At 71.5% G+C, this 12,266-nt stretch carries 10 protein-coding genes; 3 read left to right on the top strand and 7 right to left on the bottom strand.

Going from position 1 to position 12,266, the window contains the following annotated elements:
• Window position 1: 1 nt before the first annotated feature.
• Both ABD831_RS07865 and ABD831_RS07860 read right to left on the bottom strand, forming a co-directional pair.
• On the bottom strand, window positions 2–304 hold the full coding sequence (locus ABD831_RS07865; protein ID WP_344944024.1) for a chorismate mutase: 303 nt from the start codon (window positions 302–304) through the stop codon (window positions 2–4).
• Between the two features lie 18 nt (window positions 305–322).
• Window positions 323–637, bottom strand: a complete 315-nt coding sequence (locus tag ABD831_RS07860; RefSeq protein WP_344945368.1) for an acylphosphatase — start codon at window positions 635–637, stop codon at window positions 323–325.
• Window positions 638–745: 108 nt separating this feature from the next.
• On the opposite strand from ABD831_RS07860, the gene ABD831_RS07855 reads away from it, so the two are divergent.
• A complete protein-coding gene (locus tag ABD831_RS07855) occupies window positions 746–2,755 on the top strand; it encodes an acyltransferase family protein (protein ID WP_344944022.1) in 2,010 nt (669 codons plus the stop codon).
• A 27-nt stretch (window positions 2,756–2,782) separates the two neighbouring features.
• Here ABD831_RS07855 and ABD831_RS07850 read toward each other — a convergent pair whose 3' ends face one another.
• From ABD831_RS07850 to ABD831_RS07830, 5 genes are all read right to left on the bottom strand, one after another.
• Window positions 2,783–4,486, bottom strand: coding sequence for a DUF5671 domain-containing protein (locus ABD831_RS07850; RefSeq protein ID WP_344944019.1), 1,704 nt, complete (start codon window positions 4,484–4,486; stop codon window positions 2,783–2,785).
• A 1-nt stretch (window position 4,487) separates the two neighbouring features.
• Entirely contained in the window at window positions 4,488–4,946 is a 459-nt protein-coding gene (locus ABD831_RS07845) for a hypothetical protein (RefSeq protein ID WP_344944016.1), read from the bottom strand.
• Between the two features lie 65 nt (window positions 4,947–5,011).
• Complete coding sequence (locus ABD831_RS07840; protein ID WP_344944013.1) at window positions 5,012–5,872, bottom strand: MOSC domain-containing protein; 861 nt, start codon at window positions 5,870–5,872, stop codon at window positions 5,012–5,014.
• A 6-nt stretch (window positions 5,873–5,878) separates the two neighbouring features.
• Window positions 5,879–7,804, bottom strand: coding sequence for a M3 family metallopeptidase (locus ABD831_RS07835; RefSeq protein ID WP_344944010.1), 1,926 nt, complete (start codon window positions 7,802–7,804; stop codon window positions 5,879–5,881).
• 42 nt (window positions 7,805–7,846) lie between these two features.
• On the bottom strand, window positions 7,847–9,142 hold the full coding sequence (locus ABD831_RS07830; RefSeq protein ID WP_344944007.1) for a hydroxyacid-oxoacid transhydrogenase: 1,296 nt from the start codon (window positions 9,140–9,142) through the stop codon (window positions 7,847–7,849).
• Between the two features lie 24 nt (window positions 9,143–9,166).
• On the opposite strand from ABD831_RS07830, the gene ABD831_RS07825 reads away from it, so the two are divergent.
• The gene (locus ABD831_RS07825; protein ID WP_344944004.1) at window positions 9,167–10,441 is read left to right on the top strand and encodes an NAD(P)/FAD-dependent oxidoreductase; all 1,275 of its coding nucleotides are present in this window, start codon (window positions 9,167–9,169) and stop codon (window positions 10,439–10,441) included.
• Between the two features lie 60 nt (window positions 10,442–10,501).
• On the top strand, window positions 10,502–12,262 hold the full coding sequence (locus tag ABD831_RS07820) for a sodium:solute symporter family protein (protein ID WP_344944001.1): 1,761 nt from the start codon (window positions 10,502–10,504) through the stop codon (window positions 12,260–12,262).
• The last annotated feature ends 4 nt before the right edge of the window (window positions 12,263–12,266 follow it).

The raw sequence follows: 12,266 nt of genomic DNA, 5'->3' as shown, positions 1-12,266 counted from the left end.
TCTACGCGTCGCCGTTCGCGATGCGCTCGTGGTGGTGGATGACCTCGGCGATGATGAAGTTGAGGAACGCCTCGGCGAAGACCGGGTCGAGACCGGCACTGTCGGCGAGCGACCTCAGGCGCGCGATCTGCCGCTCCTCGCGCTGCGGGTCCGCGGCGGGCAGGTGTTGCTCGGCCTTGAGCTGCCCGACCTGCTGGGTGCACTTGAAGCGCTCCGCCAGCAGGTGCACGAGAGCGGCATCGATGTTGTCGATGCTGCTGCGCAGCCGGGCGAGCTCGGCAGGGACCTCGGGCACGTCGCTCACGCGGCCAGCCTAGGTGTCTCAGCGCTCGACGAACCCGGTGGTTCCGTCCCTCGGAACGCCGGTCTGCACGACGACGCTCACGACGTGGCCGGGTCGCCGGGTCGTCGAAGGACTCTCCCGCAGCAGCGCCTCCAGGGCGTCGACCGCCTCCGCGCTCCCCTGGGCCACGATCTCGACGCGTCCGTCCGCGGTGTTGCGGGCGTGTCCGACGAGTCCGAGCTCGAGCGCCCGCGCCCGGGTCCACCACCGGAACCCGACGCCCTGCACCGAGCCCTTGACGAACATCGTGCTCCGTACGGTCTCGCCCACCGGGCCACTCGATCCCTCGTCCACCCCGACACGGTATGCCGCGTGGCGCCGCAGCGTCAGCACCACGCGTCACTATGCTCACGACAGGCACACCGGTGACTCCACTCACCCGCGGCCCACGGAAGGAGCGACGTGACGACGTCGGCGATTTCACGGGCGGCTGGCTCGAGCCAGACCGCCGAGACGGCCACGGAGGCCGAACCGCGATCCGGGCGCGCCCCCGCGGGACGAGCCTCCTCGGGCCGCGGAGCCCGCATCGAGGGGCTGGACGGCCTCCGGGCCCTGGCCATCGTCGGTGTCCTCGTCTACCACCTCAACGCGTCGTGGCTGCCCGGGGGCTTCCTCGGCGTCGACGTCTTCTTCGTCGTCTCGGGCTTCCTCATCACCACGCTGCTGCTGCGCGAGCACCAGCGCACCGGCCGCATCGCCCTCTCGCAGTTCTGGGTGCGCCGGGCGCGGCGCCTGCTGCCGGCCCTCGTGCTCTGCGTCGTCACGAGCGTGCTCATCGCCCGGGCGGTCAGCCAGGACCTCCTCGTCGACGTGGGGCGCCAGATGCTGGGCGCCCTCACCTTCTCGACGAACTGGATCGAGATCACGGCGGGCACCAGCTACTTCGACCAGACGGCGCCCCAGCTGTTCATGAACTTCTGGTCCCTGGCCGTCGAGGAGCAGTTCTACCTGCTCTGGCCACTGCTGACCCTGGCACTGCTGACCGTGTCGAGCCGGGTCCGGGTGGGTGTCGCCCTCTCCGTCGGGCTGGCGTCGTCGGTGCTCATGGCAGTCCTGTTCACGCCGGGGACCGACGCGACCCGCGTCTACTACGGCACCGACACCCACGTCATGGGGCTCATGGCCGGCGCCGCGCTCGCCTTCGCGTGGACCAACCCCGGGCTGGCGACGAGGGTCGCGCCGTCCCGCTGGGGACGGTTCGGGTCGTATGCCGTGCCGCTCGCCCTCGTCGTCCTGCTCGCCGAGATGGTCCTCCTCGACGAGCAGTCGCCACTGACCTTCCGCGGCGGCATCGTGCTGGCCTCCCTCGCGACGGCCGTCCTCGTCATGGGCGTCGTCGAGCGGCGCCCGGGCGGCGTCACGGCGATCCAGCGGGTGATGCGGCACCCGGTGTCCGGGTGGGTCGGCGCCCGGTCCTACTCCATCTACCTCTGGCACTGGCCGGTCATCCTGCTCGTCGCCCTCGACAACCCGTCGGCGCCGGGCACCATGTCGCACCTGCTGACCCGCGTGTGGTGCGTCCTCGTGACGCTCGCCCTGGCCGACCTGACCTTCCGTTTCGTCGAGACGCCGTTCCGCACCCTGGGCTTCCGCGGCGTGGCCTCCGCCGCCCGCGGAGGCCTGTCGATCCTGACCCTCCGGGGCAGGCGTGGACTGACCGCAGCCGTTGCGGTCCTGGCGCTCGGGACGGGCGTCATCGTCGTGACCGCGCCCGACCAGAGCGAGACGGCCCGGATGCTCGCGGAGAACGAGGCCGCGGCGGACGCGATGGCGACCACGGCCCCGACCTCCGGGGTCACGGCGCCGGTGCGCGCGAGCGCCACGCCACGTCCGACGGCGACAGGCGCACCCTCTTCGGGTGCTCCGACCACCGCGAACGCCTCGTTCTCGATGCCGGCCGGCACCGAGATCGACGCCTACGGCGACTCGATCATGGTCGGCAGCCTCCAGGCGCTGCGCTACTACTTCCCCGGCATCCGCATCGACGCGAAGTCCAACCGCCGCTGGTCCGACGGGCTGGCGGAGGTCACGGCTCGCGGCGACGGCAACCGGCGCGCGGTCATCCTCGCCTTCGGCACCAATGCGGGCGTCGACGAGGACCGGGTCAAGCAGGTGCTCGACGTCCTGGGCCCGAACCGCATGGTCGTCCTCGTCAACATCATGGGTCCCTTCGCGCGTGTCGACACCGACAACGCCACACTCGAGCTCGTCGCCCGCGGTCGCCGCAACGTCGTCGTCGCCGACTGGGCCGACGCGATCCGGGCCCACCCCGAGCAGGTGCAGTCAGACCGGGTGCACCCGACCATCAAGGGTGCGCACCTCTTCTCCAAGACGGTCCGGCAGGCGATGGCCGACCTCTCCGCGAGGAACACCGGCAAGACGGTCGTGCTCAAGGAGCTCCCGATCCCCTGATGCCGTGTGAGGAGCCGCGCCCTCCTCTCACGGGGGCGTGACCGGGATCGTGTGCAGCTCGCCGTTCTCGTCCGCGAGCACCACCACGGCAGGGCCGGGCAGCCCGGCCAGGACCTCGGTGAGGTCGTCGACCGACCATGGCTCCGCCTCGGTGTCGGTGCGGGCCAGCAGGTGGACCGAGCCGCCCGTGCGTCCGTGCACGGCCCGGACGACGTCCGGGTCCGAGGGGCCGACGAGCAGGACGTAGCGCGGGCCGTGCTGCTGCTCACCCAGCACACCGCGATCCGCCCGGAGCACCGTCCAGTGGTAGGCCGCGACGAGTCCGGACGTCACGATGATGCCGAGCGGGTAGCGGACGGCCTGGAGCGTCTGTGGACCGAGCGTGCCGGCGAAGACGTCCTGGAGCGCGGTGACGACACCGGTCAGCAGGGCAGCGACGGCCGACACGCCGGCGACGCCGAAGACGAGCAGCACGTACACGCGGCGGCTGCCGGACCGTCGCTCGCCCACGGGGTCGACCTGGACCGCGCGTTCGACCCGGCGCCAGAAGACCCACCAGACCGGACCACCCACGGCCAGGAGGGTCGCAGCAGCGATCACGGTGTCGAGCGGGTCGCCCCCTCCCACGAGCGCGACCTCCGTGCCGGCCAGCCCTTCGATGCCGGCGACGATCATCAGCACGAGCCCGACGGCGGCCGCAACGAGCCCGACTCCTGCGAGCAGGTAGTCGTAGGCCCGGCGAACCTCGGTGCGCGCCGTCTCGTCGGTGACGCGGAGGACTGCGCGGTGGTAGGCCCAGACCGCACCGCCGACGACGAGGGCACCGATGGCCCACGGCAGCGCCTCGAGCTGTGTCGCGGAGCGCTCCTCGGTCCCTGTCACCAGCCACACCACCAGACGGTCGAGCAACACGCTCGCCCCGACGACCGCCGTCAGCAGGCCGCCCGCCACCCCGACGAGCAGGACCTGGACGTGCCACAGCGTGTCCCGCTGGAAGCGCCGGGCCGGCACCGCCCAGCACACCGCCCAGACGGGCAGGCCCGCGACCAGCGTCATCACCCCGAGCTGCAGCATCGAGGGCGCATCCGCGGCCTGGGTCGTGGGGATCCCGAGAACCCGGCCGAGGAGGTCGCCGACGAGCATCACGGCCCCGGCTGCTGCGACGCCGAGACCGATGGCCGACCCCAGGAACCCGGCCCACGTCAGCACGTCAGGTCCGACGACCCGACGCTCGATCCACCGGTGGACGAGCCACACGCCACCCCAGACGACGAGCTCCGCGAACTGGGCGCTGCCGTGCGGCACGCCGAGCGCCCAACCGACGGTGGCCTGCACGGCCTCGACGGTCAGGACGATCGAGACCACCGATGCCGCGGTCAGGTAGAGGGCGAAGCCGCGCGACCTCGCCTCGGTGACGTCGCTCCGGATCCGACCCCTGGTCCACGCCGCGACGACGACGTAGAGGGGCACGCCGACGACGGCGAAGGCCGTCTGCTGGGCCAGCATGTCGTCGAAGACCTCGGTGGGCTGCCCCACGTCGATGACCCTGCCGAGCAGACCGGCGACCCCGCTCCCCGCCACCATGAGCAGCGCGAAGAGCACGGCATACGTGAAGAAACGACGGATCGACGAGCCGTCGGAGACCCGGGGACCGCTGTGGGACAAGGCGCGTCGACCGCCCCACGCCACCAGCGCGATGACGACGAGCGCGAGGACCAGTGAACCGACCATCTCAGCCTCCCTTGAAGCAGTGGTCCAGGGGCCACGGTGTCCCGGTGAGACGCCAGGCGCCGTCGACCGTCCGGAGCGAGAAGGAGTGGCGCTCCGAGAACCCGGACGTGCCGAACGGGTCGAACCCGCTGTCTCCGATCCGGGTCTCGACCTCGACGGTCGCCGTCGGGCCTGCGGTGCTGCTGCCCACGAGGTCGACGCGGACGCCGGGCGCGCCCTCTCCGGGGACGAAGACGGCGTAGGCGAAGTCCTGGGGCCCACAGGGGCCGCTCGGGTCGAGCCAACGGGCGGCCTCGTCGGTCCGTCCGTCGGCGACGGCCGAGAGGTAGGACTTGACCGCTGCGACCGGCCCACCCGGGGTGACGGCCGGCGCGTTCCCGCGCGTCGCGATGACCGCCGACAGCGTGGCCAGCGCGACGATCACGGCGACCACACCCCCGAGGACCCGGTTCGTCCTCACGCCTTCAGTCTTGCGCTGGTGCAGCGGCGCCGTACCCCTTCGGGCGTGACGTCGGTCTCACCGGCTCAGTCGGGTACGACCTCGTCTCCCACGCGGACGGACGCGCCGGGGGCCAGCGGCAGCACGGGAGTGAGCCGGATGCCGAACCACGTGGCGCCGTCCCACTTCCGGTGTCGCGCCAGTGTGCGGATCGGCTCCTTGCCGGTCCGCAGGTCGTCCCGGTCGATCGTCGTCATGACGCACCGGTCGCACACCATCGTCGCCCGGAACGGCACGTCACCGATCCGCACGGCGGACCACCCGTCCTCGGCGAACGGCTCGGCGCCGGCCAGGACGACGTTGGGCCGGAAACGATCGTGCCCCAGGGGAATCGGCGCCTCCTGACCCCGCTCGAGGGCGGCCTCGACCACCCAGTCGTTGAGCTGGGCCAAGGACGACTCCGACGTCACGTGGAGCGGGGCGGCGTCCGAGAGCGAGTTGCGGTCTCCCGGCGCCCCGCCCAGCTCGGGACGGATCGGGCGGTGCGTCTCGTCGTCCTGCCACACGAGCCGCAGCGAGCGTCCCACCTGCTCGGTCAGCCAGTGGTCGGCGCCGGAGCCGGCAGGTCGAGCCCGGTCCTGCCCCGAGAAGCCCACCGGCACGGGTGCGGCGTCGCGGGGCGGCACGACCTCGATCGCGTCCGCTCCGGGGCCGAGCAGCCGCACTCCCCCGTCGTCGAGCGGCTCGGCCCGCAGCCCGAGCAGGGCGTGCTCCTCGCGTGCGGTGACCTTGGTGCCGTCCGGGTCGACGACAGCCCACCGACGGTCGCCCCGCAGCCCTTGCGCCTCGACGACCGCCGTGTCGACGGACACGCCACCGAGCGACTTGACGGGGTATGCCGTCAGCGACGTGACGTGCACGCGCTCACTCGCCATCGGCTCGGCCACGCCGGCTCACTCGGCGAGCCACGCGGCATACGCGTCGAAGGTGTACGGCCGCCCGAGGAAGTCCTCGACGAGGTCCGCCGCGTCGCGGCGGCCACCCGGCGTGAGCACCTTGTCGCGGTAGGCGCCGGCGACCTCGGGGTCGAAGAGGTCGCCCTGGTCGAAGGCGGAGAACATGTCCTTGGCGATGACGAGCGACCACATGTAGGTGTAGTAGGCCGAGCTGTAGCCGTCGAGGTGCCCGAAGTGGCACTGCATGTGCGTGCCCGACAGGTACGGGAAGACGGAGTAGCGGTCCATCAGCTCGCGCAGGCGCGCCGTCAGGTCGTCGCTCTGGTTCACGTGGAAGTCGTAGGAGAGCGCGGCGTAGAACATCTGGGTGCGCGCGTCGTAGCCCTTCCCGAAGTCGTCGGCCCGGCGCATGGCGCGGACGAGCTCGGCCGGGATGGTGTCGCCGTCGGCGTTGCGGGCGAAGGTGGCGAGGACGTCGGGGTCCCAGGCCCACTCCTCGAGCATCTGGCTCGGTGCCTCGACGAAGTCCCACTCGGTCGCGACTCCGGAGAACCTCACCCACTCGGTGCGGCCGGCGAGGACGTGGTGCACGAGGTGGCCGAACTCGTGGAAGAGGGTCACGACCTCGTCGTGCTCCATGAGACCGCGGTTGAAGTTGCACACGAGCACACCCTCGGCCAGCTGCGTGGCGGCGACGCCCCGGACGAGGTCGAACTGGGCCGCGTGCTTGTACTTGCCCTCCCGCGGGTGCAGGTCGAGGTGGATGCGGCCGATGCGCTCGCCCTGGAACGAGACGTCGTAGGTGGCGACCTCCTCGTGCCACGTCCGCGCGTCCTCGCGTGCGACCGGCGACCACTCGAGGCCGAAGAGGCGTCCGGTCACGTCGAGCAGACCCTGGCGCACCGACTCGAAGGAGAAGTACGTGCGCACCTGCTGGGCATCGACGGCCAGCTGCTCCTTGCGGACGAGCTCGGCGTAGTAGGAGACGTCCGCGCCGTCGATGTCGGTGGCGTCGGGGCGGTCCTGGCGCAGGCGCTCGAGCAGCACCCCCTTGTCGCGCTCGGCGCTCGAGGCCGACAGCTCGCTGATGCGGTCGATGAACTCGCCGATGGCCTTGCCGCTGCCGATCATCTTGACCTCGGCGTCGTAGTCGGCCCAGGACGCGTAGCCGAGCAGGGCGGCGTGCTCGCGGCGGACCGCGAAGATCTCCTGCAGCACGCGGTCGTTCGCGGGCCAGGCGATGGTGAGGAACTCGGTGACGAGGTCGCGCCGGGCCCGGGCGTCCCGGGCGAAGGTGCGGAACGGGACCACGTCGGGGTAGTCGGTCGTCACCGTGACGAGCCCCTCGTCGTCGACCGGGTGGGCGTCGACCCAGTCCTTCGGCATCCCGGCCAGCCGGTCCGGCGTGAGCCGGATGCTGCGGACGTCCTCGCGGATGTTCTTGCTGAACTCCTGGCTGAGCAGGATCGCCCGCTCGCTCAGCTCGCGCAGCCGGTCGCGCGTCGTCTCGTCCTGGTCGACACCCGAACGACGGAAGTCGCGCAGGGTGCGCTCGAGGACCCGGGCCGCGTCGGCGTCCAGGCTGCTCGTGTCGAGACCGGCGAGGACGGCATACAGCCCGGTGTCGAGACCGAGGTCGGTGTCGAGCTTCTGCACCTGCTGCGCCACCGACTCCGCCCGCTCGCGCACCGCCTCGTCCGGATGCACCTCGGAGAAGAGCGAACCGACCGAGGCGGCGTTGGACAGCGCCGTCTGCGCGTCGTTCCAGACGCGCAGGGCCTCGAGGGGCTCCCGGGGCGGGTCGTTGCGCAGGCCCTCGACGAGGGAGCGGGCCAGCGCGAGCTGCTGCTCGCCGCGGGCACCGACCCAGTCGAGCCAGTCACTCTCGAGGGGCAGGGGCAGGTGGGTGGGCACGGTCGTCACAGACGGCACTGTATGCCGCGTGCCGGGCCGAACGTGGGACTGCTAGTCCCAGAGCCGCAGGGAGCGCCTCAGGATGCCGTCGAGGTCGTCGGCACGGACCGGGCGCGGGCTCGTCGCCAGGAGCCGCTGCTGCTTGAGGGAGCCGTCGACCAGGTCGGCGACGTCGTGCTCGTCGTAGCCGACCGCCTCGAGCCCGTTGGGCAGCCCGATGTCACGCATCAGGTCCACGAGGACGCCGGGCAGCACGTCCCGCTCGTCGGACTCCCACCGCGCACCGTGCGCCGGGTCGAGCAGCCGGGCGGCCGCCAGGTGGCGGGCCGGGTCGGACGCGAAGGTCCACCGGAAGGCCTCGGGTGCGGTCAGCGCCACGGCCATGCCGTGCGGCACCATCGGCTCTGCACTCGGATAGTCCTGCGGGTGGAAGTCGCGCACCCGGCCCGCGATCGGGTAGGCGTTGGCATGCGGCACGTGGACCCCGGCGTTGCCGAAACCGAGCCCTGCGAAGGTCGCCGCCAGCGCCATGTCACCGCGGGCGCCCTCATCGGAACCGTCTCGAACCGCGGTGCGAAACGCCTTGGCCAACAACGACATCGACCGCTCGGACCACATGTCCGAGATCGGGTTGCTCCCGCAGTAGGGCACGCGTTCCCCCGGCTGCTTGTGCTCGTAGCTCGTGAAAGGGCGCGCCGTCCAGCTCTCGAGCGCGTGGCACAGGATGTCCATGCCCGCGCTGGCCGTGACCCCGGCAGGCTGGGTCGCGGTCAGGCGCGGGTCGACGACCGCGAGGCTCGGACGGAGCCGGACATGGCTGATGCCCGTCTTGACCTTGAGCGAGAGGACGTCGAGCACGCAGATCGTCGTGCTCTCGGCCCCGGTCCCCGTCGTCGTCGGCACCGCCACGAGCGGCGCGAGCGGACGGGTCGGTGCCCGCCCCGCACCGACCGGCACGTTGACGTAGTCCATGAGGTCGCCGCCGGCGCTCAGGAGCAGGTCGACCGCCTTGGCCGTGTCGATGGCCGAACCCCCGCCGACGGCGACGAAGCCGTCGAAGGGGCCGTCCGCCCTGGCCCGCTCGACCGCGGCCTCGAGGCTCGCATCGGTGGGCTCGACGTGCGCGGAGTCGTGGACGACCACCTCGACCCCGAACCTGCGTATGCCGTCGGCGACCCGGTCCGGCCACCCCGTGGCGAGGACCCCGGCATCGGTGACCACGAGGACGCGGCGTGCGCCGAGTGCGATGAGGTCGTGCCCGATCTCGTCGGCCGCCCCCGCGCCGAACTTCAGCTGCGGGGCGCCGTAGGTGAAGACGGACTCGGGGTTCGCAGGCGACCACGTCATGGGGCCCACCCTAGGCTGGGGTCCATGCCCCGTGACGAGAGCGCCAGGACCCTCGTCGTGGGTGCCGGGCAGGCCGGCATCTCGCTGGTCACGGCCCTGCGAGAGCTCGGCGACACCCGGCCGGTCGTGCTCGTCGGCGACGAGCCCGAGCCGCCCTACGAGCGCCCTCCGCTGTCGAAGAGCTACCTGCGCGGCGAGCACGACCGCGACTCCCTCGTCTTCCACGACACTGCCTGGTTCGCCGATCGAGGTGTCGAGCTCGTCACCGGTGACGCCGTCGTGGCGATCGCGCGCCGGGCCTCCGCCGGGAGCGCCACCCTGGCCTCGGGACGCACGGTCGCCTTCGACCGGCTCGCCCTGACGACGGGAGCCGTCAACCGGGCGCTGCCGGTGGAGGGCGGTGACCTCGCCGGCGTCCACACCGTGCGCACCCTGGCCGACGCCGACCTGCTCGCACCTCGGCTGCGCGCCGCACGTGCGGTCGTCGTGGTGGGCGGCGGGTTCATCGGGCTCGAGATCGCGGCCGGCGCGCGGGCGCTCGGTGCCGCGGTGACCGTCGTCGAGGCGACCGGCCGCCTCCTCGGCCGCTCCGCCAGCCCCCTGCTGTCCGACGCCGTCCACGATGCCCACGAGCGCCGCGGCACGCGGATCCTGTTGGCCACCAATCCTGTCCGCGTGCTGGGAGACGATGGCAACGTCACGGGTGTGGAGCTGGGCGACGGCACGACCGTCCCCGCGGACGTCGTCGTCGTCGGGATCGGAGCCGTCCCCCGGACCGAGCTCGCCGAGCAGCTCGGCCTCCTCGTCGAGCCCGGCGGGATCGTCGTCGACGGGCAGGCGCGCACGTCGGACGGGCTCACCGTCGCTGCCGGCGACTGCACGATCGGCCCCAACCCCTTCGCCCGCGGACTGCCGGGCCCGGTGCGGCTCGAGAGCGTGCCGCACGCGACCGACCAGGCCAGGGCGGCCGCGGCGACCCTCGCAGGCCACCCCACGGCATACGACCGCGTGCCGTGGTTCTGGAGCGACCAGGCCGACCTCCGGCTGCAGATGGCCGGCCTCCCCCAGGGAGCCGACCAGACCGTGGTCCGCGGCGACGTCGCGGCCGAGCGATTCTCGCTCCTCAGCTACCGGGACGGGCTGCTCATCGCCGTCGAGTCCGTCGGCGCGCCGGCCGACTACCTCGCCGTGAAACGAGCGCTCGAGAAGGGTATGACGATCCCGGCCGACGCCGCGGCGGACTCCTCCGTCCCGCTCAAACGGCTCATCACGAGGGCACGAGACACCGACCCGTCCTGACGCGCCCCGCGCGGGACGCTGCGTTAGCGTGAGCCGTTGCCCAACGAAGGGACTGAACGCATGCATGCAATGGCGGGCCTGCCCACCGCAGACGCCCTCATCAGCGCCAAACCCGTCGACTACGTCATCATCGCCCTCTACTTCGTCTTCGTCCTCGGCATCGGGGTCATGGCGAGGCGCGCGGTGTCCGACTCGATCGACTTCTTCCTCTCGGGCCGCTCGCTCCCGGCCTGGGTCACGGGCCTCGCCTTCATCTCCGCGAACCTCGGTGCTGTCGAGATCATGGGCATGTCGGCCAACGGCGCCGAGCTCGGCATCTCGACCGTGCACTACTTCTGGGTCGGCGCCATCCCCGCCATGCTCTTCCTCGGCGTCGTGATGATGCCCTTCTACTACGGCTCGAAGGTGCGCTCCGTCCCGGAGTTCATGTTCCGTCGCTTCGGCACCGGGGCCCACCTGGTCAACGCGCTCAGCTTCGCCGTCGCCCAGCTGCTCATCGCCGGTGTCAACCTCTACCTGCTCGGCTCGATCGTGCACGCCCTGCTCGGCTGGCCGCTGTGGGTCGCGCTGCTCGTCGCCGCGGCCATCGTGCTGTCGTACATCACGCTCGGTGGCCTCTCGGCGGCGATCTACAACGAGGTGCTCCAGTTCTTCGTCATCGTCGCCGCGCTGCTGCCGCTGACGCTCATCGGTCTGCACCGTGTCGGTGGCTACCAGGGGCTCAAGGACAAGATCACCGAGTTCGCCGCGACACCCGCTGCTGCCGCCGCGACGGTCCCGTCGGCCGAGCAGCAGCTCCACTCGTGGCCCGGGCAGGCCCTCTCGGGCTTCGACTCACCCTTCTGGTCGGTCGTCGGCATCGTCTTCGGCCTCGGCTTCGTGCTGTCGTTCGGCTACTGGACGACGAACTTCGTCGAGGTGCAGCGCGCCATGGCCTCGAACTCGATGTCGGCCGCGCGCAAGACGCCGATCATCGGGTCGTTCGCCAAGATGTTCGTGCCCTTCATCGTCATCATCCCGGGCATGGTCGCCGCGGTCCTCGTCAAGGAGATCGCCGAGCTGAAGGCGGGTGGCTCGCCCGCCGGTGGAGCCTCGGGAGAGGGCGTCAAGTACAACGACTCCCTCCTGCTGCTGATGCGCGACATCCTGCCCAACGGCCTGCTGGGCGTCGCGATCGCCGGCCTGCTCGCCGCCTTCATGGCCGGCATGGCCGCCAACATCTCGGCGTTCAACACGGTCTTCAGCTACGACCTGTGGCAGCGCTACATCCGCAAGGACCACAGCGACGACTACTACCTGCGCATCGGCCGCCTCGCGACCGTCGGGGCGACGGTCATCGCGATCTTCACCGCCATCATCGCGAGCTCGTTCAGCAACGTCATGGACTACCTCCAGTCGCTGTTCGGCTTCTTCAACGCGCCGCTCTTCGCGACGTTCATCCTCGGCATGTTCTGGAAGCGCATGACCGCGACTGCCGGCTGGGTCGGCCTGTCGGCCGGTACGCTCTCGGCCGTGCTCGTCGCGTTCCTCAGCGAGGACGCCTTCGGGACAGCGAGCCTCGGGGTCATCCCGCTGAGCGGCCAGGGCGCGGCCTTCGTCGCAGCGTCCGCCGCGTTCGTCGTCGACATCGTGCTCAGCGTCGTCGTGTCGCTCGTGACCGAGCCGAAGCCGGCCGCCGAGCTGCGCGGCCTCGTCTACTCCGAGACGCCGAGAGAGGACCTCGTCGACCCCGAAGAGCGCAAGCTGCCGTGGTACCGACGCACGCTGCCCCTCGCGGGAATCTCGCTCGGTCTCGTCATCATCCTCAACTTCTTGTTCTGACAGG

Source organism: Terrabacter ginsenosidimutans (assembly GCF_039539425.1).
In the GTDB taxonomy this organism is placed as follows: Bacteria; Actinomycetota; Actinomycetes; order Actinomycetales; family Dermatophilaceae; genus Terrabacter; species Terrabacter ginsenosidimutans.
This window is presented reverse-complemented; position numbering and strand designations above follow the sequence as displayed.